This is a genomic window from Chryseobacterium sp. S90, from assembly GCF_047444895.1.
Classification (GTDB): Bacteria; Bacteroidota; Bacteroidia; order Flavobacteriales; family Weeksellaceae; genus Chryseobacterium.
Genome location: NZ_JBLGCX010000011.1, coordinates 58,818 through 82,841, shown reverse-complemented (window position 1 = coordinate 82,841; position 24,024 = coordinate 58,818). Strand labels below are relative to the sequence as shown.

The 24,024-nt window shown below is 36.0% G+C and carries 22 protein-coding genes; 12 read left to right on the top strand and 10 right to left on the bottom strand.

All coding sequences use genetic code 11. The features are described 5' to 3' along the window. Positions 1-87 precede the first annotated feature (87 nt). Positions 88-1,953, top strand: coding sequence for a M1 family metallopeptidase (locus ACLMCG_RS21815; RefSeq protein WP_413961242.1), 1,866 nt, complete (start codon positions 88-90; stop codon positions 1,951-1,953). 35 nt (positions 1,954-1,988) lie between these two features. Here the strand turns inward: ACLMCG_RS21815 and ACLMCG_RS21810 are convergent, their stop codons facing one another. The 10 genes from ACLMCG_RS21810 to clpB form a co-directional block, all read right to left on the bottom strand. Beyond that, the gene (locus tag ACLMCG_RS21810) at positions 1,989-3,377 is read right to left on the bottom strand and encodes a phosphatase PAP2 family protein (RefSeq protein WP_413961241.1); all 1,389 of its coding nucleotides are present in this window, start codon (positions 3,375-3,377) and stop codon (positions 1,989-1,991) included. Between the two features lie 107 nt (positions 3,378-3,484). Then, complete coding sequence (locus tag ACLMCG_RS21805; protein ID WP_223601847.1) at positions 3,485-4,498, bottom strand: zinc metalloprotease; 1,014 nt, start codon at positions 4,496-4,498, stop codon at positions 3,485-3,487. Positions 4,499-4,996: 498 nt separating this feature from the next. After that, positions 4,997-6,001 carry a zinc metalloprotease gene (locus ACLMCG_RS21800; protein WP_413961240.1) on the bottom strand — a complete coding sequence of 335 codons (1,005 nt, stop codon included), beginning with the start codon at positions 5,999-6,001 and terminating at the stop codon, positions 4,997-4,999. Between the two features lie 390 nt (positions 6,002-6,391). Next, on the bottom strand, positions 6,392-7,396 hold the full coding sequence (locus ACLMCG_RS21795; RefSeq protein ID WP_413961239.1) for a zinc metalloprotease: 1,005 nt from the start codon (positions 7,394-7,396) through the stop codon (positions 6,392-6,394). Between the two features lie 248 nt (positions 7,397-7,644). Beyond that, positions 7,645-8,286: a response regulator transcription factor gene (locus ACLMCG_RS21790; RefSeq protein WP_142719699.1), complete on the bottom strand. Its 642-nt coding sequence runs from the start codon at positions 8,284-8,286 to the stop codon at positions 7,645-7,647. Next, positions 8,283-9,014, bottom strand: a complete 732-nt coding sequence (locus ACLMCG_RS21785; RefSeq protein WP_414136888.1) for a sensor histidine kinase — start codon at positions 9,012-9,014, stop codon at positions 8,283-8,285. The genes ACLMCG_RS21790 and ACLMCG_RS21785 overlap by 4 nt, the downstream gene beginning before the upstream one ends. 32 nt (positions 9,015-9,046) lie before the next feature. Then, positions 9,047-9,694 (bottom strand): hypothetical protein, encoded by a 648-nt coding sequence (locus ACLMCG_RS21780; RefSeq protein WP_413961238.1) that lies wholly within the window; start codon positions 9,692-9,694, stop codon positions 9,047-9,049. A gap of 20 nt (positions 9,695-9,714) precedes the next feature. Beyond that, positions 9,715-10,245 carry a hypothetical protein gene (locus ACLMCG_RS21775; RefSeq protein WP_413961237.1) on the bottom strand — a complete coding sequence of 177 codons (531 nt, stop codon included), beginning with the start codon at positions 10,243-10,245 and terminating at the stop codon, positions 9,715-9,717. A gap of 241 nt (positions 10,246-10,486) precedes the next feature. Continuing rightward, complete coding sequence (locus tag ACLMCG_RS21770; RefSeq protein WP_413961236.1) at positions 10,487-11,491, bottom strand: zinc metalloprotease; 1,005 nt, start codon at positions 11,489-11,491, stop codon at positions 10,487-10,489. A gap of 317 nt (positions 11,492-11,808) precedes the next feature. Further along, entirely contained in the window at positions 11,809-14,403 is a 2,595-nt protein-coding gene (gene clpB, locus ACLMCG_RS21765) for an ATP-dependent chaperone ClpB (RefSeq protein WP_223601840.1), read from the bottom strand. A gap of 367 nt (positions 14,404-14,770) precedes the next feature. Between clpB and ACLMCG_RS21760 the strand changes: the two genes are divergently transcribed. From ACLMCG_RS21760 to ACLMCG_RS21710, 11 genes are all read left to right on the top strand, one after another. Next, on the top strand, positions 14,771-15,346 hold the full coding sequence (locus ACLMCG_RS21760) for a TetR/AcrR family transcriptional regulator (RefSeq protein ID WP_413961235.1): 576 nt from the start codon (positions 14,771-14,773) through the stop codon (positions 15,344-15,346). Positions 15,347-15,512: 166 nt separating this feature from the next. After that, positions 15,513-16,829: a phenylacetate--CoA ligase family protein gene (locus ACLMCG_RS21755; RefSeq protein WP_413961272.1), complete on the top strand. Its 1,317-nt coding sequence runs from the start codon at positions 15,513-15,515 to the stop codon at positions 16,827-16,829. Continuing rightward, complete coding sequence (locus ACLMCG_RS21750; RefSeq protein WP_047373945.1) at positions 16,829-17,914, top strand: 2Fe-2S iron-sulfur cluster-binding protein; 1,086 nt, start codon at positions 16,829-16,831, stop codon at positions 17,912-17,914. Before ACLMCG_RS21755 ends, ACLMCG_RS21750 begins: the two co-directional genes overlap by 1 nt. A gap of 76 nt (positions 17,915-17,990) precedes the next feature. Then, positions 17,991-18,929 (top strand): 1,2-phenylacetyl-CoA epoxidase subunit PaaA, encoded by a 939-nt coding sequence (paaA, locus tag ACLMCG_RS21745; protein WP_309876626.1) that lies wholly within the window; start codon positions 17,991-17,993, stop codon positions 18,927-18,929. 111 nt (positions 18,930-19,040) lie between these two features. Further along, complete coding sequence (gene paaB / locus ACLMCG_RS21740; RefSeq protein ID WP_034679196.1) at positions 19,041-19,322, top strand: 1,2-phenylacetyl-CoA epoxidase subunit PaaB; 282 nt, start codon at positions 19,041-19,043, stop codon at positions 19,320-19,322. A 101-nt stretch (positions 19,323-19,423) separates the two neighbouring features. Continuing rightward, complete coding sequence (gene paaC / locus ACLMCG_RS21735; RefSeq protein ID WP_413961234.1) at positions 19,424-20,173, top strand: 1,2-phenylacetyl-CoA epoxidase subunit PaaC; 750 nt, start codon at positions 19,424-19,426, stop codon at positions 20,171-20,173. Between the two features lie 5 nt (positions 20,174-20,178). Continuing rightward, the gene (locus ACLMCG_RS21730) at positions 20,179-20,988 is read left to right on the top strand and encodes an alpha/beta hydrolase (protein ID WP_413961233.1); all 810 of its coding nucleotides are present in this window, start codon (positions 20,179-20,181) and stop codon (positions 20,986-20,988) included. 3 nt (positions 20,989-20,991) lie between these two features. Further along, positions 20,992-21,456: a 1,2-phenylacetyl-CoA epoxidase subunit PaaD gene (gene paaD / locus ACLMCG_RS21725; RefSeq protein WP_309436475.1), complete on the top strand. Its 465-nt coding sequence runs from the start codon at positions 20,992-20,994 to the stop codon at positions 21,454-21,456. Positions 21,457-21,608: 152 nt separating this feature from the next. Further along, positions 21,609-22,409, top strand: coding sequence for an enoyl-CoA hydratase-related protein (locus tag ACLMCG_RS21720; protein WP_413961232.1), 801 nt, complete (start codon positions 21,609-21,611; stop codon positions 22,407-22,409). A 92-nt stretch (positions 22,410-22,501) separates the two neighbouring features. Continuing rightward, entirely contained in the window at positions 22,502-23,632 is a 1,131-nt protein-coding gene (locus tag ACLMCG_RS21715; protein WP_413961231.1) for a 3-hydroxyacyl-CoA dehydrogenase NAD-binding domain-containing protein, read from the top strand. An 83-nt stretch (positions 23,633-23,715) separates the two neighbouring features. Continuing rightward, on the top strand, positions 23,716-24,024 hold the full coding sequence (locus tag ACLMCG_RS21710; protein WP_309876584.1) for a hypothetical protein: 309 nt from the start codon (positions 23,716-23,718) through the stop codon (positions 24,022-24,024).

Below are 24,024 nucleotides of genomic sequence, written 5' to 3'. Positions count from 1 at the left end.
AACTATAATAAAATATTATTGCAAAAGAAATGATCCCTTGATGTCACATTTTCGCTATTTTTGACACCTATCTTTAAAAAGGTCATTATGAAGAAAATTTTTTCCGGAATGCTGATGGTAGTTTCCTTGCTGCAATTGTCTGCACAGGAACTCTATATGCCGAGGAATATTAAAAAAGCGTATGAAAAAGGGACCCGCGATATCTCCGGAGCACCAGGTAAAAACTATTGGCAGAATAAGGGAGCATATAATGTGGATGTGAAAGTGGATGCCAATACGAAAATGGTTTCCGGAAAAGAAACAATTGTCTATACGAACAACAGCCCGGATAGTCTGAATGAACTGGCTATTCGATTTGTGAATAACCTTCATAAACCGCAGTCACCAAGATCGGGATTTGTGTCTAAAGATTTTCTGTCTTCAGGACTTAAGATTAAATCTTTCATTGTAAACGGAACAAAATATGACGTCAACAGTGACGATTGGAGTACTGTTGAAAAAGTAAAATTAAAAACAGCTTTAAAGCCTAAATCAAAAGCTGAAGTAAAAATTGAATGGGAATATCCGCTTTCAGTACAGAGTGGAAGAGAAGGTCAGATAGATCCGGAAACATTCTATGTTGCTTATTCTTTTCCAAGAATTTCCGTGTATGATGATTATAACGGATGGGATATGCTTCCACACTCAGACAGACAGGAGTTTTACAATGACTTCAACGACTACAGTTTTGCCATCACAGCACCTAAAAATTTTGTAGTCTGGGCAACAGGAGATTTCCTGAATCCGGAAGCAGTACTTCAGCCGGAGTATTTAAAAAGATATAAAGCTTCATTAAAAAGCGATAAAGTAATGCATATTGCTACAGAACAGGAAATGAAATCCGGGAAAGTAACCAAACCCAATAAATGGAATGTCTGGAAATTTAAAGCCAGTCACATCACGGACTTCTGTTTTGCAATGAGCAACCATTATGTGTGGGATGCCTCAAGTGTTCAGTTAAAATCGAAAAGAGCAAGCGTTCAGGCAGGATATAAAAACGGTGCAAAAGATTTTGAGCATTATGTAGACTGGATGCGTTATAACATTGATTGGTTCTCTAAAAACTGGCCGGGAGTAGAATATCCTTATAACGTAATGACCGCTATTCAAGGATTTGCTGATATGGAATATCCAATGATGATCAATGATACCAGTATTCCTGATGATCTTCAGGATGCAAGACTGACGGCAGATCATGAAATTGGTCACACCTATTTCCCTTTTTATATGGGAATCAACGAGACGAGATATGCATTTATGGATGAAGGCTGGGCAACTACTCTGGAATATCTTATAGGAATTGATGAAAATGGTGAAGAAGCAGCCAAAGAATTTTATAAAAACTTCCGTGTTAAAAAATGGATTAATGACCCATCTGCAGAGCAGGATCAACCGGTGATTACGATGAGTACGCAGGTGAGTGGTTCCGGATATGGAAATAATTCCTATGTAAAAGCTTCTTTGTCTTATCTGGCGTTGAAAGATTATTTAGGAGACGAACTCTTCAAAAAAGCATTACATCATTATATGGACAACTGGAATGGAAAACATCCGGTTCCATGGGATTATTTCAACTCTATGAATACAGGGGCAGGAAAAAATCTGAACTGGTTCTTCCAAAATTGGTTTTATACCAATAATTATATTGACTTAAAGGTAACAGGTGCATCCCAGATTAATGATATGCTTACTGTAAACATAGCCAATGTAGGTGGATTTGCCATCCCATTTGATGCCCTGTTATCATATGAAGACGGGACTACAGAAAAGCTGCATTTCTCTCCTTCTGTCTGGGAAAAAGATCAGAAACTGACCGATCTTGTGATTCCTATTAAGAAGAAAGTGAAATCTGTAAAGCTGGATGGAGATCTGTTTATGGATTATACTCCGGAAAATAATCAGAAAAACTTATAAAATGAAAGCCTTCAGATTCTGAAGGCTTTTGTATTCTAAAAATAGGCAGTTAATCTTAAACCGACTGTAATATAATTAATTTTTTCTTTGGCAATCAGGTTGTTAAGCTCCTGATCCAGCTCAGCACTTTCCTTGATCTCATCGCTGAAGTAATATCGGATTGTAGAGTTGATCTGATTGTAATCTGTATAGAAAGTGAGCCCCAGTCCCGGATTGAACTTATAAGTCATCGCTGCTCCTGTATTCCAACGGAAAGCCGGTTTAGGCTTGTATCGGGCTATCTGAAGTTCGTGGTTAGGAGCATCTATATCGTCTCCTTTTACAAAAACTTTTCCACTGGCAGTAGCAGCATATCCTCCGGTTAACTTTAAAGTAAGCTGCCATTTATCTGAGAATTCATGAGAAAAATAAGGTCCAATTCCAGCAGCCAGGAAGCCCATGGATTGTGTTTTAATTTCATGGTTGCCAAAATCCTGTCCGTCATCAAAAGTTATTCTCTGAGATTTAATAGGGAAGCTGCTGAAGGTAACATCTGCACCCACACCCCATTTTTTTGCAAAAAAATAGGCCCCTTCCAGTCCGCCTTCAAAACCTACTTGTTTTTTGTCATCCAGTTCAGATTCCCTCAGGAAATTGGTTGTACCCAATGCGGTTCCCATCTTCAGAGTAAGAAAAGACGGATAATCATTTCCTTGTATTCTGGATAAGATACTTAAATTATCCCCTTTATTCTTATAAATTTTATCAATAAAAAAATACCCGAGCTCTGTGGATATAATCCCGATACCAGCTCCGGCAAGAATATCCGGAACCCAGTGTCTGTTATTTAAATTCCGGCCAAGTCCGGTAATAGCTGCAGAACCATACCCTGCAATACTGTAGGCTGGATTTACCATACCATATTCCTTATGTAAAAAACTTGCATTGGTGAAAGCCATTGCAGCATGTCCTGATGGAAATGAATTGTTTTTGGAACCATCCGGACGCTCAACTTTTGCTGTATACTTAATAGAATTAACTAAAATAGCCATGATAGCTAAACTTGTTCCGTAAGACAAGGTTGCCCGTCCAATATTATTCCGGCCTTTTACACCTGCCAGTTTTAATCCGTAAACCGTTGCAGCCGGAGCATACTGAAGATAATCATCAAATTTGACTTTGAAGTTAGGAAGATAGCGGTTTCTTACTTCACGGATATTCTCTTTTTCTCCCCATGTTGCAGCAGCCGCCGTGAAAAGAAGGGCAGGAGCCACTGACTTTTTCACCCATTCCTTTTTGAAAAATGGTGTTTTCTGCTGAAATACACAACCGGTGGAATTGACAAGCACAATATCTTCCATAAGATTTCGGGATCGGATAGTATCCTGTGCTTTTATACAGTATAGATGCAATAGTATTCCTGATGCTAATGCTAATTTTTTCATCGTAGTGGTGCTGAAATTTTAAGTCGCGTAAAAATATTAAAAAAATCTATCCCAAAAATTGAGATAGACTATTTTAATGTTTTTATAATATTCAGCTGATTGGCTAATTATCTTAAGCCAGATCTTGGCCCTGATGCTGCTACTACAGCCTGCATTCTTGTTTTTTGATTAGCTGAGAACATTACCATAGATTTGTCATCTACATAATCCATATAGTTCATGAACATCTGAGAACGGCTTACCCCTCCACAAACTCTGTTCAGAGGATAAGTAGGATTCCCGTAGTTAGGACCTGGAGATACCGGAGTGTCATTGGAGTAATCTGTTTGGCATCCTGTATCAGATGATCCCCAAAGGTGTGGCAGATTCAGGTAGTGTCCTACTTCATGAGTTACTGTTCTTCCTAAGTTGAATGGAGCAGAAGCACCGGTTTTTCCGATATATTGGTATCCTATTACAAGACCATCATACCATTGTCCTGCATTTTCAGGGTAATATGCATAGCCTAAAGTTCCTGGTTGGTTATTTTCATCAAGGATTGAGTTAACAACCCATATATTCATATTTTTAGTTACATCAGTAGCATCAATTCCCCCTGTGCTTGCCTTTTTCATTTGCTCAAGATCAGATCTCCAGCCTGTTTTTGTACTTTGTTTACGGTTGGTAGCTACTAATTTGAAACGGATTTTTACGTCACCTGCAGCCGAAGGTTGAAATGCTGAAGGAATTTTATTAATGTCAGAATTGGTAGCACCATAATCAGCATTCAGTACTGCAATTTGTTCTGCGATTCTTGCATCAGAAACATTTTGAGCAGAAGTGTTGTAAATTACATTAAAAACTACCGGAATCTCAACGGTTCCATCTGCCAGAACTTTTCCTAATTTAAGATTTTCAGTAAATTTTTCAGTACCGAATTCAATATCGGCCATTTTTTGTTTTAGTGCAGGATTTTTCAGAAGCATTGCCTGTCTTATTCCTTCCGAAGGACAGCTTCTTTTAAGAGCGCTTGGAGCAGAAGCTTCCTGATCCAGGGGCGTTTCATTTTGATTACTTAAGTTGTCGGAGTTACATGCCGACATAAAGCCCAGAACCAGGGCTCCGAATAAGAATTTTCTCATATCGTTATAATATAATTTGGTTGAGGGTGTGAAATTATATTTTTTAAAATTGATATGCAAATAATTTTACAAAATATTTAACAAATGTTTATTCAAAGGTTGTTTTAATTATGTTTATCGTAACTTATTATAATATTTATTATATTTTAATCAATTGCATTGATTTGTTTTATATTTCACGCATAAGTGTGTTTTTAAGTGTAAATAATTTTATACTCTATATAATTTGTAGGATATTTTTCATTGAAAATCTGTTAATGAAAATATCTTAAGAATATAATTAAAGTGATGTGTTTCATGCATTATTCTCATTTTTAGTTTTTTTTACTGGATTATATGTTTTTGAAATAAAATAATATAGTTTATTCCAGGCTTTTTATTAGATAAATTACTGAGCTGGTAATAGAATGGTATTCTGAATTTTAATCTATAAAGGGGTATAAAAAAGTCTATCCCAAATTTGGGATAGACTTTTACAATATAATTTAAACATATGTCTTAATACACTCTTAATCCGGATCTGGCACCAGTAGAGGCTACTACAGCCTGCATTCTTGTTTTTTGTCCTGCCGAAAACATAAACATTGCTGCATCATTTACATAATCCATATAATTCATAAACATTACCGATCTGTTTTTACCACTACAACGATTGTAAAGTGGGTAACTTGGAGTGTTGTAATTCTCAGAAGTCTGTGTAGGAGTATCAGCTACAAGATCATCTCCGCATTTTGCATCCCCCCAGATATGTCTTAGATTCAAATAATGTCCCACTTCATGGGTGGCAGTTCTTCCAAGATTGAAATTAGTTACCGCTCCGGTTTTTCCAAAGTATGGTGCAGGAATTACAACTCCATCATTCCATAATCCGGCAGACTCAGGGAATGTAGCGTAGCCAAGAATGGTTCTTCCATCAGTGCTTACTACTTTACCTACGATCCAGATATTTAAATAATTTGAAGGGCTTGTGGCATCTATTCCTCCGCTGGAAGATTTTTTCATGGTGTCTCGCACCCAGCTTGTGGTTGTGGTTGCCTTACGAACAGTATTAGCTAGTCTGAATTTTATTTTTACATCACCTGCCTTTACTGATTGAAACTCTGTTGGTATTTTGCTTACATCTGTATTGGTTCCGCTATAATCAGCATTTAATACATCAATCTGCTCAGCAATTCTTGCATCAGAAAGATTCTCGGCATCATTACTATATAGAATATTGACAACAACAGGAATCTCAACGGTGCCGTCAGTAAGAACTTTTCCAAGTTGGGTATTTTTGGAGAACATTTCTGTGTTGGCTTCCAGTTCTGTAAACCTCTGTCTTAGTTCCGGGCTTTTTTGTAAATCTTCTTGTCTTATTTCTTCCGAAAAACAATTTCTATTTAACTCAGCTGTTACAGAAGGTGTTGTAGCTGGATCTATTTCATTTTGGCTGGACATGTTGTCATTATTACATGAAAACATTAATCCAAGAGCAAGAACTCCAAATAATAGTTTTTTCATATCAAAATCATTTTTGTTTACGATGTGAAATTATATTATTTGAAATTAATATGCAAATTATTTTGTTGAATTGTTGGTAAATAATTATATAAAACATATTTTGTTTAATTATTTATTATCTAAATATGATTTGTTTTGAATTTTAATCAATTTTGATTAATTGTTTTATGCTGAACATTCATATGTGTTTTTTAATGTAAATAATTTTGTTTTCTTCATGATTTATAGAAGGCTTTTTATAAATTAATCTAAGAATTGATCTTAAAAAGTAGTTGAACTGATTCGTTCCTGTATGATCTTTTATAATTTTGTTTGGGCTAAATAGAATATGAATAAAAAAATCTATCTCAATTGGAGATAGATTTTAAATATTTTAAAGGGGTTTAAATTTTAATACACTCTTAGTCCTGATCTGGCACCAGAAGAGGCTACTACAGACTGCATTCTTGTTTTTTGTCCTGAAGAGAACATGAACATAGCTGCGTCATCTACATAATCCATATAGTTCATAAACATTACAGATCTTTGTACACCGCTGCAAGTATTGTATAGAGGATAGGAAGGTTTTCCGTAATTTGCCGTAGTCTGTGTAGGAGTATCACTTACCAGGTCGTTTCCACAATTAGCATCTCCCCAGATGTGTCTTAAGTTTAAATAGTGCCCTACTTCATGTGTTGCTGTTCTTCCCAGGTTGAAAGGTGAAGAAGCTCCTGTCTTTCCAAAATATGGAGCAGCAATTACAACACCGTCATTCCATAAACCTGCAGATTCAGGGAAAGTTGCATATCCGAGAATTGTACGTCCCTGGCTGGTCATTTTGCTTACAACCCATAAATTTAAATAATTAGTAGGATTGGTCGCGTCAATTCCTCCTTTAGACGCTTTTTTCATATCATCATTGGTAGCCCAGCTGGTTTTTGAAGTAGACTTTCTAACAGTATTTACTAATCTGAATTTTACTTTTGTGTCACCAGAGCTTACGGTCTGGAATTCAGTTGGAATTTTGCTGGCATCACTGTTGGTACCGGAATAGTCAGCATTTAATACTGCAATTTGCTCAGCAATTCTTGCGTCAGAAACGTTTTCAGCTGTAGTCTTGTAAATGACATTCACTACAACCGGAATTTCTACAGTACCATCAGCCAGAACTTTTCCAAACTTTATATCATTGGCGAATTTTTCTGTATTGGTTTCTAATGCCGCAAATCTTTGCTGAAGTTCAGGACTTTTTTTCAATGCTTCCTGTCTGATTTCTTCAGAAGCACAGCCTCTTTGAGCAAAGCCTGCTGTAGTTACTGCTTCGTCAGTTGTGTTTTCATTTTGATTGGTGATGTTGTCATTGTTACATGCAGTCATTACACTGAGCATAAAAGCTCCAAATAATAGTTTTTTCATATCAAAATCATTTAGGTTGAGGATGTGAAATTATATTATTTGAAATTAATATGCAAATATTTTTCTTATTTTATTAATGAATTGATAATTATTTACGTATTTATTTAGTTTTAATTCATTGTTGTTTTAAATGTTTTGAATTTTAATCAATTCTATAAAATATGTTATTGTGTTTTCTGTTTTTGATTATTTTTCGTGAATACTTTTCGTTTAAATTTATTTTAAAAAGAATTTTTTCACGGTAAATTTTAGTTTGCAAAACCATTTTTAATAGCAAATACAGCCAATCCGACACGGGTTTTTAAATCCAGTTTTTCACAAAGCTGATCGCGATAACTTTCTACAGTTCTTGGGCTGCAGCACATTCTGTCTGCAATTTCTTTATAGCTGAGTTCCGTTACAGTATACTTCAGGAATTCTTTTTCTCTGTCAGAAATTCTTACGGCAATTTCGGATTCCGTTTCTTTATTAAGGTTGGAGAAAATAATTTTAGAAGCCCAGTCCGGATAAAAGAATCCATCGCTGTTCAATCGGGTAAGCGCTGTTTCCAGATCTCTTGGGTGGGTGTTTTTTAAAAGGTAACCTTTTGCTCCGCTTTTGATCATTTTAATCACACTGTTGTCGTCACCCTGCATACTAAGTGCCATAATTTTAATGGCAGGATGATTTTTTGTAAGCCAGACAGCAGTTTCAAAACCGTCCATAATCGGCATGCTGATATCTAAAAGAATGATATCCGGAATGGTATTTCCTTCTTCGATTTTTTGGATAAGGTCTTTTCCATTTTCACATACATAGATGACTTCAAACTCGTTGAAATTACCAATAATGCCTTCCAGGGCTTTTGCGATAAGTATATGATCGTCAACAATTACAATAGATTTCTTCATGACTGTTTTTTTAAGATAATATTGATTCGGGTTCCCGTATTTTCCCGGCTTTCCATATGAAAATTTGCTCCAATAATTTCGGCTCTGTTTTTCATATTCGTAAGACCTATTCCGTTGGATTTGATCTGTGAAGTATCAAACCCGATTCCATCATCGCGGATGTCAAGTTCCCAAAGGATATCTTCGGAAGTATTCAGGCATATAAAAATATTTTTACAACGGGAATGTTTTATGCTGTTCTGAATAAATTCCTGTGTGATTCTGAGCAGCATATTTTTATGAACAAAACCTAGATCCAGCTGCTTAAAATTATGTTCAAAGCTTACATGGCACTTTTTAAAAGAATTGGTATTGTCTACTTCTTCCTGTATTAAAGTTACAATTTCCTTTTGATTGATGTTGTCATCTGTCAGTGTTTTAGATAAACTCCTGAGATCCTGCAGAGACTGATTGATAATCTGAGAAACCTGGTCAATCCTTTCACTGGCTTCCGGAGCTTTATTCTCGTAAAGCATCTGTTGTACATACAGACTCACCAGGGTTAGTTTCTGGCCGATATTATCATGCAATTCCCTTCCGATCTGCTGCATGGTGGCCTGCTGGATTTCCAATTGGGTGGCCAGAAGCTCTCTCTGATGAAGTTCATTTTTCATCTCGATTTCATTCAGATATTCTCTTTTCCGCTGTCTGTAATTTCTGATATAAATAAATACGGCTATTACAAACATCAGAAAAAAGATGTTGAATGAAATAATGGTTATTAAGAGCTCTGTTTTCCCCATATGAATGAACTTGCAAATAAAATATACATCACTGCTCCTGAAACCTGAAAATATATAAAATAAATATCCCAGATATCTATATATTTCCACAGAAAAGAGTTAAATGTCATAAATGGCTGATTAGCGATATAAAAAAGCGTTATTCCCAGATTAATATAAAACATTCTGTTTTTACTGAAATTGAGAATCTCAGATGAATTAACCTGTTTGTAAAACTCCATAATAACAAGACCCATTAAAAGTAAACAACCTATGTTGTAATTGAAGGAAAATACTACTTTCTTTTCCGGGAAAAAAAGTGCCCTGAGAATATATGATAAAATATATATGCCCGTCAAAATGTAGAACAGTTTTACTTTCTTTAGAGATTCTTTTGCATACAGCCAATAAAAAAATATAAACTGTAATGGAATCACAAAGTAGTTGTAAAAATTTATTCTGTCTATTTTTAGTGGTTTTTCTCCCCATTTTACAGCTGATTCACACAGAAAAATAAGAATGAGATAAATTGCCAGATATTTCCAGTGTTGTTTTTTTACACGGTTATAATAAATTATGGAGATTAAAGCAGCAAAGGCTTCTCCCCAATACATAAATGACGAAAAAATTTTTTGAATCTCAGTCATACTGTGTTTAAGAATGATAATTAATAAGAAGTGCCCATAGGTGGAGCTGGTGGAATAAGTGTTCCACTGTTTTCTCCAAGGCCTGTGTCAGGGTCTTCTCCTTTGTCTTTAGCTTTATGTGCATTTAACGCTAAGGATTTTCCTTCAACAGTATGAAAAGGATTAAAGTCAAAATCAACAAGCTCTCCTGTTTCACTGGCTTTTTTCACGGTTGGAATCATCACTAAAGTATGTTTTCCGGCGTATTCTACCGGAACAGGATGTGAATCCATAATAGACCAGTTTTCCTGTTTCGGATATGTAGCATAATAAAACCTGATTCCCAGATCTTCGTCAGAAGTTGCAGGGTTTACTTTGGCAGCCTCTTCTTCAATCTTTGCAATAAAATTTTTCAATTTTGGAAGATCAAACCAAATAGAATGAGCGTCCTGAATACCTAAAGCAGTATTAATTGCACTTAAATGGTTTTGACGGTAATTATCGATCAGAGCCTGGATAAGGCTATTTGACATTGTTCCAGGTTGCAGCGGATTGTTTGATTCTGTATTCATAGCTTAACGTTTTACGGATGAAACTCAATTAATATGCAAATCTCGGAAAAAATATGGTAGAAAATGTATTCGCGAATAGGGAATTATACTGTTATTTTTACCGTGTTTTTACGGATTGTATGTTTTGTAAAGAATAAGCGGGTGCAGAAAAAATCCTTCAATATAAATCCTGTCTGAAAGAAGGAGGGCTTTAAAATAAAAAGATCGCTTGAAGAAGCGATCTTTTATTTTTTTAATTTTTTTACAGAACTCTTAATCCTGCACGTGGACCTGATGCTGAAACGGATGCTTGCATTCTGTTGTTTTGTTGTTGTGTAAACATGAATAACGTTGTTTCATCTGAATAGTCCATGTAGTTCATAAACATTACAGAACGTGAAACTCCGCCACATGTTTCGTATCTGGGATAGGTTGGTACACCAGAGTGTTTGGTAATCTGTTGAGGAGTATCACCTACTAAATCATCTCCGCAATTTGCATCTCCCCAAATGTGTCTGAGGTTCAAATAATGCCCTACTTCATGTACGGTAACTCTTCCTTGGTTGTGAGTGGCATCAGGGCCTCCTTCTCCTACATAGTCGTCCATCATAACAACACCATCGTTCCAAAGCCCGGCGTCTTCCGGAAAAGTAGCGTATCCTAAAACATATCCGGTCTGATAAGGCATATAATCTACCACCCAGATGTTTAAATATTGGTTAGGGTTAGTAGAATCCATTCCTCCGGTAGATGCTTTTTTCATTTTATCATCCGGTGCCCATCTGGAAGTCTTTGTGGATTTTCTGTTAATGCCTGCCAATCTGAATTTAATTTTGGTATCACCCGCATTTACAGATTGAAATTCTGCAGGAATCTTGGAGATATCAGCATGAGTGGATGCAAAGGCTTTATTAAGTACATCAATTTGAGAATTTATTCTGGCATCTGAGACATTATTAGATGCTTTCGTATAAAGAACATTAAATATTACAGGTATTTCTACACTTCCGTCAGGTAAAATCTTACCCATTTTTTTCTGCTCAATAAAACTGACGGTTTGTTGTTCTATCTGAAGCATTCGCTGCATGGCTGCCGGATCTTCAGCAAGATGTTTTCTTCTGAGAATATCAGAGCCGCAAAAAGCTTCTTTGCCAGCTGTAATATTAGTTTCTTCAACATTTGTGTTTTCTGGAGTAACATTTTCTGTCTCATTGTTGTTACATGAAACCATGAGTGTGATTAAAACTCCTAAAATTGTTTTTTTCATAAAATCTCGTTTTTTTAATACAAACGAATATATGAGAAATAACAATGCGATATATTTAATTATTTACATATTATTTTATGTTAAATATAACTTATTTCTGTTTTGTGTGTGAAGTTTATGTTTTCAGTGTTGTTTTTTAATGAATGTACTATAGATTGGATTTTTTAATAAGAATATTTTTTCTAAAAATATGAAATTGGATGAAAATCATTATTTATCAAAAATAAATTGCTTAAAGGTCCTGGTGTTAAAAATAAGTGCTGCAAATCACTTTACAGCACCTATTCACAAAAATAATGTATATGAAAAAAACTATTTTATTGTTCAGTAGGTCTGAAAACCAAACCTGTTTCTACGAAATAATCCAAAGTAATTCTGTCTCCGTCATTTACCTTTCCTGCAAGAATCTCTTTAGACAGTTTGTTTAATACTTCCTGCTGGATTACTCTTTTCAATGGTCTTGCTCCGAACGCAGGGTCGTAACCTTTTTCCATCAGATAATCTACTGCATCCTGAGTGAAAGTCATGATAATGTTTCGTTTAGATAACATTTCATTGAACCCTCTCAACTGATACTGAACGATTTTTCCGATTTCTTTTTTTCTTAAAGGCTGGAATAATACAATTTCATCAATTCTGTTCAGGAATTCCGGACGTAGTGTCTGTTTCAGCAGATCAAAAACTTCTACTTTTGTTTTATCCACAATTTCATCCTGGTTTTCCTCAGTAAGATTCTCAAAATTCTCTTGAATAAGGTGGGAGCCTAAATTCGAGGTCATAATGATAATTGAATTCTTAAAATTAACCACACGGCCTTTATTATCAGTCAGACGTCCATCATCCAAAACCTGTAGTAAAGTGTTGAAAACGTCCGGATGTGCCTTTTCAATCTCGTCCAAAAGCACTACGGAATATGGTCTTCTTCTTACCGCTTCAGTCAATTGCCCGCCTTCATCATATCCTACATATCCTGGAGGAGCTCCTACCAATCTTGAAACACTGTGACGTTCCTGATATTCACTCATATCAATTCTAGTCATATTGTTTTCATCATCAAATAAGAATTCTGCCAATGCTTTTGCCAGCTCGGTTTTACCCACTCCGGTTGTTCCCAGGAATAAGAAAGATCCGATAGGTTTTTTATCATCACTAAGACCGGCTCTGTTTCTTCTGATCGCATCAGCAACCGCCTGGATAGCTTCATCCTGTCCTACGACTCTGTGGTGCAGTTCAGATTCCAGATTTAATAATTTATCCCTTTCCGATTGTAATAATTTGGTTACAGGAATGCCTGTCCATTTACCAATCACTTCAGAGATATTTTCTGCAGTAACCTCTTCCTTGATCAGTTCGTTCTGATGGTTCTGCATTTCCAGCTCAACTTTGTTGAGTTCTTCTTCTTTTTCACGAAGTTTTCCATATTGTATCTCCGCTACTTTTGCATAATCTCCGGCTCTGGAAGCTCTTTCTGCTTCATGTTTCAGAGATTCAATATCTTTTTTGATCTGGGTAAGATCTTCACTTTTCTGCTTTTCTTTCAGCCATTTAGCATTGATCTCATTTCTTTGTTCTGAAATTTTAGCAATATCTTCTTTCAGATGATCAATTTTGGTTTGGTTGCCTTCTCTTGAAATGGCTGCCAGTTCAATTTCCAGCTGCATCAGCCTTCTGTCCAGAACATCCAGTTCTTCTGGTTTGGAATTGATTTCCATTCTCAGCTTGGCAGAAGCTTCATCAATAAGGTCGATTGCTTTATCCGGTAAGAAACGGTCTGAAATATATCTTTGCGACATTTCTACAGCTGCAATAATTGCCTCATCTTTGATTCTTACCTTGTGGTGAGCTTCATATTTATCTTTAATACCACGAAGGATCGAAATTGCAGATTCAGTATCTGGTTCTTCCACCATTACTTTCTGGAAACGTCTTTCCAACGCTTTATCTTTTTCGAAATACTTTTGATATTCGTTCAAAGTGGTTGCTCCAATCGCTCTCAATTCACCTCTTGCTAAGGCTGGTTTTAAGATATTGGCAGCATCCATAGCTCCTTCACCACCACCGGCACCTACCAAAGTGTGGATTTCGTCAATGAAAAGGATAATCTGTCCGTCAGACTTAGTAACCTCATTCACAACGGATTTCAGACGCTCTTCAAACTCACCCTTGTATTTAGCTCCGGCGATCAAAGCTCCCATGTCCAATGAGAATAAAGTTTTATCCATCAGGTTTTCGGGAACGTCACCGTTGATAATTCTGTGGGCAATTCCTTCAGCAATGGCTGTTTTACCTACACCCGGTTCCCCGATAAGGATTGGATTGTTTTTTGTTCTTCTTGAAAGGATCTGTAAAACCCTTCTGATTTCTTCATCACGTCCGATTACAGGATCCAGTTTTCCTTCTGCTGCTAATTCATTGAAGTTTTTAGCATATTTATTTAAGGATTGGTAGGTTTCTTCTGAACTTGCAGAAGTTGCTTTACTTCCTTTTCTTAATTCTTTTATAGCGCCTTCCAGCAGATTTTTGGTTACGCCCATATCTTTCAGCATTTTGGAAACTTCTGAGCTGGTTTCAAGAAGTGATAGCCATAAATGCTCAATCGTTACATATTCATCGCCCATTTTTTTGGCAATGTTGGGTGCGTCCAATAATACTTTGTTGGCAGATTGTGAAAGGTAAATATTTCCTCCCTGTACTTTTGGAAGTTTTTCTAAATTTTCACGGTTGCGCTCTCTTACTAAATTAGCGTCTGCTTCAGATTTTTTAAGTAAAAAAGGCGATATATTTTCATCCACCTGAAAGATTCCTTCAAGGAGATGTTGAGGTTCAATACTTTGATTGCCCAATTCCATAGCAAGCTGTTGTGCTGCCTGGATGGCTTCCTGTGATTTTACTGTATATTGGTTTAAGTTCATATTTTATATATTTTTGGTATTGTGTTCAAAGTTTTGTTTAAAAAACATCAAGAAACCAAATTTTGAGGCTCAGTTTCTTAATGCCATCAATTATTTAATCATTTATTCGATGACTATATCGCAAAAAGTATTCAATTATTAAATTTACAAAAAAATAGGACAAATTTTCCGGATATTGTATTTTTAACGGAAAATTAACTTGACAAAATTTCCGATTTCGTAATTATTTCTTTGAAATCCATGACCAAATAGTCATACTGTGAGAAGGAACTTCTAACGGGCAGATATGAAAATGGGAGAATTTATTTGATGTAAGTGTTAAAATTCAGCTTTTTATTTTAGAATAATTACTTTTGCATTTTACCAGATGGAACTAAAAGAAAAACAGAGAAAAATATTAGACGTAGCAGTAGAGCTTTTCAAAGAGAAAGGGTATATGGGAAGTTCAGTAAGAGACCTGGCTACGAAACTCAATATCAAGGCAGCATCGCTGTATGCACACATCCGTTCAAAGGAAGAAATTCTGGAATGGATTTGTTTTGGCATTGCGCAGGAGTTTTTCGATGAACTTCAGGAAGTGAAAAATACGGATATTGCTCCAAGGCAAAAACTGAATCTGTTACTGGATAAACATTTATCCGTTGTCCTTAAAAATCGTGATGTTACTCATATTTATTCTAATGAATGGAGACATCTGGAAGAAAAGCTTCCTGAATTTGTAGAGCTGAGAAAAAACTATCAGCAGGAAGTTGAAAAACTGATTTCTGAGATCTATATTGCAGAAAATTGGGAACTTAAATCACCATCATTTACTACAAGATTTATTCTCCATACTTTAAACAATTCTTATTTCTGGTTCAAAAGAAGCAGTGATTCTACTGATGAAATTACCGATGAAATTAGAGAGAAAATCCTATATGGTCTGCTGGGAAACCAACATTGATAGGCCCTAGCAAGGAAAATCATTAATACATTTTACATTTTCAAAAGAAAGCATTAAGCTTTTATCTTGTTATTTAGAATCATTCAAAATATGACAAAAGTCATAAAAATTTTGCCAGCTTATAAAATCTTTTTAAATTTACACCTAACAAATGTTAGTTAGTTTTATGGATTTTGCAGTTGAATATCTGGAGCTGGGTCAGTTGAGACAGCTTCAATCCGACCGGTTGATCAGTTTGATCAGCTACTTGGGAGAAAAATCGGAATTTTATAAAAAGAAATTTGATGAATTACAAATATCTCCACAGGATATAAGGTCGATTGAAGATATCAGGAAACTCCCTATTACTTACAAACAGGATTTAAGAGATAACTATCCATTTGGTTTATTTACCGTTCCTAAGAATGAGCTTCAGCGCATTCACTGTTCCAGCGGAACAACAGGAAAACCAACAGTGGTAGGATATACTAAAGAAGATGTAGACCTTTTCAGTGAAGTGGTGGCAAGATCTTTACATGCTGCAGGAGCGAGACCGGGAATGCAGCTGCACAATGCGTATGGTTATGGAATTTTCACAGGAGGATTAGGACTTCATTACGGAGCAGAAAAACTGGGGATGAGTGTTCTTCCTATTTCGGGAGGCATGACTGCGAGACAGGTAGATCTGATTGTAGACTTTAAGCCGGAAGTGATTTGCTGTTCTCCATCCTATGCTTTGACTATTGCGGATGAATTTGCCAAAAGAGGAATTTCCGCAGATGAAATCAGTCTTAAATATGCTGTGTTAGGCTCAGAGCCATGGACAGAAATTATCAGAGGTCATATTGAAGAAAAATTAGGTGTTCATGCAACTAATATCTATGGGTTGAGCGAAATTATCGGTCCGGGAGTTTCAATGGAAGATTTTGAAGAAAAAGGAGGTTCTTATATCTGGGAAGATCATTTTTACCCCGAAATTTTAGATCCGGTTACCAAACAGCCGGTTCCTTTCGGAGAAGAAGGTGTATTGGTGATTACAACATTAACGAAAAAAGCAATGCCGCTTCTTCGTTACTGGACCAATGATATTACAAGCCTTTATTATGATGAAAATGCCAAAAGAACAATGGTGAAAATGAAACCCATTGTCGGAAGAGCAGATGATATGCTGATCGTAAGAGGAGTAAATGTCTATCCAAGCCAGATTGAAGATGCTTTTTCCTATGTGGAAGGAGTGGTGCCCAATTACTATCTGACGCCTGTTGAAAAAGAACATATGTGTGTCGCTTTGGATATTGATGTTGAAATTGATGATGAGCTGGTAAAGACACAGAAAATAGAAGCAAATACCGATGATTATTTTAATTTTGTCGGGAACTTTGGAAAAAACATAGAAAACGAAATAAAAAAACGGGTAGGAATCACTACGAAAGTGAAAGTTCATGCCCAGGACAGCCTGCCGAAGTGCGAAGGTGGAAAAATTAATAGAATACTTAAAAAATAATGAATTCATTTTATAAACTTAAAACAGTTAAAGTTCAGAAAGATACTTCTGAGGCCGTTAGCGTGGCCGTGGAAATCCCTGAAGAACTGAAAGATAAGTTCAGGTTCAAACAAGGGCAGTATCTGAATTTCCGAATGATGATCAACGGAAATGAGGAAAGACGTTCTTACTCTATCTGTAATGCTCCGAGTGAAAAAAGCAATACCCTGGAAGTATTGGTGAAATTGCTTGAGGGTGGAAAAGTATCAGGCTATTTCAATGAGCATCTTCACATGGATGAAATTCTGGAAGTAATGCCTCCGATGGGTGGTTTTAATACTTCTTATCATCCTACAAACGTAAAAACTTACGTTGGTTTGGCTGCAGGAAGCGGAATTACCCCTGTTTTATCCAATATTAAAGAAAGCCTTTATCAGGAACCTAACAGTAATGCTTACCTGTTCTATAGTAACAGAAGCATGAATCATATTTTAAGAAAAGCTGAAATTGATAGGCTGGTAGAACATTTCAATGGCAGACTGAAGGTGATTTATCTGGTAAGCCGTGAAAAACATGAAGATCCTGTTTTTGAAGGAAGAATTTCTTCTGAAAAACTAGAGCAGCTATTTGAAAGATACACAGATATTGATGTAAGAGAAGCTACTTATTTCATTTGCGGACCTGCAGAAATGATTAAAGGCATCGCAGACTACCTGAAGAAAGATAAAAAAGTACCTGCTATTCAGGTTTTATTTGAATATTTTACCGCTCCGGATGAAGAAAATACGGAGGAAATGAGTGATGAATTCAAAGCAATTGCCAATATAGAAAGTATGGTGACGGTAATTATCGATGATGATGAATATTCGTTCCATCTTAATTCTAAAAAAGAGAGTATATTAGATAAAGCATTGAAAGACAATCTTCCTGTGCCTTTTGCATGTAAAGGAGGAGTGTGCTGTACGTGTAAAGCGGAAGTTTTGGAAGGAGAAGTTTTTATGGAGAAAAACTACGCACTTACCGAAGAAGAAGTAGCCAGAGGCTTCGTTCTTACCTGTCAATGTCACCCGACAACCAATGTGGTGATGCTTAATTATGATGTTTAAATTGTATTAACGATTGAATGTAAATTGTATTCATGAATACATTAATACTTTTTACATTTTACAAAAAAACAAAAAAATGGACTTAGAAAAATTTGTACAATACGTACATGACGAAAATAAAGTAGAACCAAAAGATGTAATGCCCGATGATTACAGAAAACTATTGGTTCGTCAGATTTCACAGCATGCCCATTCTGAAATTGTAGGAATGCTGCCGGAAGCGAACTGGATTTCAAGAGCACCTTCATTGAGAAGAAAAATGGCTCTTTTAGCTAAGGTTCAGGATGAAGCAGGTCATGGATTATATCTTTATTCTGCAACAGAAACTTTAGGAGACGGAAGCATCAGAGCAGACAGAGATGCAACTTATGATGATATGTTGGAAGGAAAAGCGAAATATTCAAGTATTTTCAACTATCCTACCTTAAGCTGGGCAGATATCGGTGCAATAGGTTGGCTGGTAGATGGTGCAGCTATCATGAACCAGGTAATGCTGATGGGGAATTCTTACGGTCCTTATTCCAGAGCAATGGTGAAAATCTGTAAAGAAGAATCTTTCCACCAAAGACAAGGATATGAGATTTTAATGGCACTTTGCCGTGGTACCAAACAACAGAAAGAAATGGCTCAGGCTTCACTAAACCGTTTCTGGTGGCCGGCTCTGATGATGTTCGGACCTAATGATGACAGCTCTCCAAACTCGAAGATCTCTATGAATTACAGAGTAAAAAGAGAAAGTAACGATAGTCTTCGTCAGAGATTTATCGATGTTACTGTTTCTCAGGCTGAATTCTTAGGATTAACTGTTCCGGATAAAGATCTGAAATGGAATGAGGAAAGACAACATTATGATTTCGGAGAACTTCCATGGGATGAGTTTATGGAAATCTTAAAAGGAAACGGCCCTTGCAATAAAAAGCGTATCGAAACGAAGAGAAAGGCTCAAAGAGAAAATTCCTGGGTGAAAGAAGCTGCGATAGCTTTTGCAGAAAAACAACAAAAAGAAGTAATATAATAATGTAACAATATACCAATGTAGAAATGTAACAATCATTGTCATGCTGAGCTTGTCAAAGCATCTCATTGTTAAGCTGGTACATTGATACATTGTTAAATTAATTTGACTATGGCAAATTTAGATATGTGGGAAGTGTTTATTCAAACTAAACCGGGATTATCTCACAAACACGTTGGAATTGTACAGGCACCAACAGCAGAAATGGCTTTGCAGAACGCAAGAGACGTTTATACAAGAAGAAAAGAAGGAACTTCTGTTTGGGTAGTTCCAAGTAAATATATTGTGACTTCGGAAGGAATTGACAAAGAAGCATTCTTCGATCCGGCTGATGACAAACTGTATCGTCATCCAACTTTCTACGACATTCCAAACGACGTAAAAAATATGTAATAGGACTTTTGAGATAATAGACGGCTAGATAAAAGACCTTAAGGTTTACTTGTCTATTTTCTATCCATCTATCATCTATCAGTCTTCAAATTGATAAAACAATGAACCCATTATATAATTATTTATTAAAACTCGCAGACGACAGTTTCATTATGGGACAGCGTTTGTCTGCATGGTGCGGTGAAGGTCCTTATTTAGAGGAAGATATTGCATTGACAAACATTGCGTTGGATGAGCTGGGGCAGGCTAATAACTTTTATGTTTATGCTTCAAGAGTAATTGACAACGGTAAAAGTGAAGATGACTTAGCCTTTCTAAGATATGAACACGAATATGTAAATGCACACTGGACAGAACTTCCAAATGAAGACTATGCCCAAACAATTCTGAAAGTGTACGTTTTTGCTGTATATCAGAAACTGATGTATGAGGCATTGTCCAACTCTGCAGATCAAGAGCTTTCAGCCATTGCTCAGAAATCATTAAAAGAAGTAAGATATCATTATACCCATGCTGCATCATGGATGAAAATTTTCGCTCAGGGTACAGAAGAAAGCAAATCCCGTGTGGTAAAAGCCATTGAAGATATCTGGGAATATACAAAAGGTCTTTTTGCTAAAACAGAAGGTGAAGATGATCTTATTGCCTTGAACATCGTTCCGAATGCAGATGCTCTTTACGAAGAATTCATTGCCATTACGAAGAAAGATTTTGCAGATTTCGGGTTGGAATATCCATCAAATCCTTTTATGCAGCCAAAATCAAGAACAGGATATCATACCGAATATTTCGGATTTATTCTTTGTGAGCTTCAGTATATGCAGAGAGCGTATCCGGGCTGTACTTGGTAACAAGTATGAAAAAGTTACTTCTGGGAATATTTGCTTTTTTTCTTATCGCATATGTGATGTTATGCGTGGGAATCTACTTCTATCAGGAGAAAATTATTTTTTATCCTGAAAAGTTACCGGAGAATTACAAATTTAAATTTGATGGTGATTTTGAAGAAATAACGGTTACAACACAAGATAAAAAACATTTAAACTCCGTTTTATTTAAAGCTCAAAACCCTAAAGGAGTAATTTTTTACCTTCATGGGAACGGAGGTTCATTAAAAGAATGGGGTGAAGTAGCTGAACTGTATGCCAATATGAACTATGATACATTTATATTGGATTACAGAGGATACGGAAAAAGTGAAGATAAGATTAAGAATAAAGATCAGCTTTTCTCGGATGTTGAGAGTGCTTACAAGGAGCTCTTGAAAAGATATCCGGAGAACAAAATTATTATTTTAGGATATTCTATAGGAACGGGCTTAGCTGCAAAATTAGCATCAACGCAGAACGCAAGATTATTGATTTTACAGGCTCCGTATTATAGTATGGAAGATGAAATGACTCAAAAATTTTCATTTCTTCCCAAGTTTTTACTGAAATATAATTTTGAGACTGGTAAATATTTAAAAACCGTTAAGTCGCCAGTTGTAATTTTTCACGGTGATAAAGATGAGGTTATTAATTATAAGTCATCCTTAAAACTAAAAAATAGCTTTAAAAAAGGTGATAGCCTGATTGTATTAAAAGATCAGTATCACAACGGAATAACAGATAATTTGGATTATCAGAATTCAATGAAAATAATTCTTGATTCTGGTAAAAAGTAAAATATGAATCAGCTTTTAGATTTATTAAAAACAATTCCCGATCCGGAAATTCCCGTGATTGATATCGTGGAATTAGGAATCGTAAGAGATGCACAGGTCACTGGTGAAAATACTTGTGAAGTGATCATTACGCCTACTTATTCTGCCTGTCCTGCCATGTTTACCATTGAAGAGGATATTATCAAAATGATGAAAGAAAACGGTTGGGAAGCAAAGGTAGTAACCAAGATGTTCCCAATTTGGACAACAGACTGGATTACTGATGAAGCGAGAGAAAAACTTCGTGTCTACGGAATCACCCCTCCCGAAAAAGGAGCTGACGAACATCACATCGGGAAACCGAAAAAATGTCCGCGCTGTGGTTCTGAACATACCAAGCAGATCAGTAGATTTGGGTCTACCTTATGTAAAGCCTCTTATCAATGCTTAGACTGCCTGGAACCTTTTGATTATTTCAAATGTCATTAAGTGTAACTATAGATTATGACCCAATTTATCAATAGAACTGACGAATATGCAGAGCATAACGATGCTGTTGTTAGATTGTTAAAATCTTAGGTTGTTACATGAATTTATATTGTTAAATTAGTGCATTGTTAAATAATAAATTAATAAAAACTATGTATACACAACTCGATATTGAAACGCATTTTGACGGGAAGCTTAAAATCGCATATCTGAATCAACCAGACACAATGAATGCCCTTACAAAACCGGCTTTAGGAGATCTGAAAGATTTTATCAAAGAATGCAACGAAGATGAAACTGTAAGATGTGTTGCTATTTCCGGAAGAGGAAGAGCGTTCTGCTCAGGTCAGAATCTGGATGAAGCTTTTGTGGTAGGCAAAGAGCACCATGATCAGGATATTATCAGAAAAATTGTGGTAGATTATTACAATCCGCTGGTGACAGAAGTTACACGTTGCAGAAAACCCGTTATCGCATTGGTGAATGGTCCTGCAGTAGGAGCTGGTGCTATGTTGGCTCTGATCTGTGACTTTGTTTTGGCAAGTAATAAAGCATACTTCTCACAGGCATTCTCAAATATCGGTTTAATTCCTGATACAGGAGGAACATACTTCTTACCGAAGCTTTTAGGCAGACAATTGGCAAATTATTTAGCGTTTACAGGTAAAAAATTATCTGCTGAAGAATCTAAATCCTATGGTCTTGTTGCTGAAGTTTTCTCGGAAGAAGAATTCGCTCCAAAATCAATGGAAATTCTTGAAAGAATGTCGAACATGCCAACCGCGGCAATTAAGCTTACCAAAAAAGCTTTTGCACATTCTTATACCAATACGTTGAAAGAGCAGCTTGAGCTGGAAGGAGATCTACAGCAGGAAGCAGCAGAAACAGAAGACTTCATCGAGGGTGTAAACGCCTTCTTACAAAAAAGAAAACCTAATTATAAAGGAAGATAAATTTCGTATTAATGTATTCATGTAAAATGTATTAATGATTTTTAAACGATTTACATGAATACATTTTACATTAATACATTGTACAAATAAAAATGAATATTGGAATTATCGGTGCCGGAACAATGGGAATCGGCATTGCACAAGTAGCCGCTACGAACGGATGCAAAGTTTGGGTTTATGACGCCAATGCAAAACAAGTAGAAACGGCAACAGTAGGTTTGGAAAAAACACTGACCAAATTAGTTGACAAACAAAAAATTTCAGGAGAGAAAATGACTGAAATTTTAGCTAATATTTCCATTGCTACTGAATTGAAGGATTTCAAAGATTGTGAACTCATCATTGAAGCCATCATAGAAAACAAAGACATCAAAACCAAAGTGTTTACAGAGCTTGAAAATTATGTTTCAGAAAACTGTATCCTTAGTTCCAATACCTCATCTATTTCTATCACCTCTCTGGGTGCAGAACTAAAGAAACCGGAGCGTTTCATTGGAATTCACTTTTTCAATCCGGCTCCGTTGATGCCTTTAGTGGAAGTTATTCCATCCTTATTAACCGAAAAAACTTTAGCAGAAAAAATCTATAACCTCATGAAAGAATGGGGGAAAACTCCTGTTATTGCCAAAGATATTCCCGGATTTATCGTCAACAGAATTGCCAGACCTTATTATGGGGAAGCACTTAGAATTGTTGAGGAAAACATCGCAACACCGGAACAGGTGGATGATGCCATGAAAACTTTGGGGAATTTCAAAATGGGTCCTTTTGAATTGATGGATCTCATTGGAGTTGATGTCAATTTTGCAGTAACAACAACAGTTTACAAAGATTATTTCTACGACCCGAAATACAAGCCGTCTCTATTACAGCAAAGAATGTCTGAAGCAAAACTTCATGGAAGAAAAACAGGAAGAGGTTTCTACGATTACAGCGAAGGAGCAGAAAACCCTGTTGCTCAGAAAGATGATGCTTTGTACCAGCAGATCTTTTTAAGAATCATTTCAATGTTGATCAATGAAGCGGTTGAAGCAAAAAGATTGGGCGTTGCGAATGATGAAGATATTGAACTGGCAATGCAAAAAGGAGTAAATTATCCAAAAGGATTATTAAGCTGGGGTAAAGAAATCGGATATGCAAAGATCTCCGAAACCTTACAAAACCTTTACGAAGAATATCAGGAAGAAAGGTATAGACAAAGTCCTTTACTGAGGAAACTATAAAAATATTTAAATCTGCTAGTGTATTGTCATGCTGAGCGAAGTCGAAGCATCTCTCAAGTAGATTATTATATCAAAAAAACTTCATGAATATAGAAGAATTCAGAGCTGAGCTGGAAACCAGACTTTTGATTGAGAAACAATATTTAACTCAGGAAGCTTCTTCTGTCAATGCTGAAGAAAGACTTGAGCTTTTAGGAAAGTTTAATGAGAAATATAAAGAACTGATCAAAAGATTAGCCAACGAAAATGGAATTGATTTAAATGAATCCTATCCCTCTGAAAATTCATCAGACTCAGAAAGTCTTTCATACGAGCAAGTCATTCTGGGCAAAACAATGAATGTTTACGACAGGTTATCCGATGAGCTGTATGAAGAAATAACAAACATATAA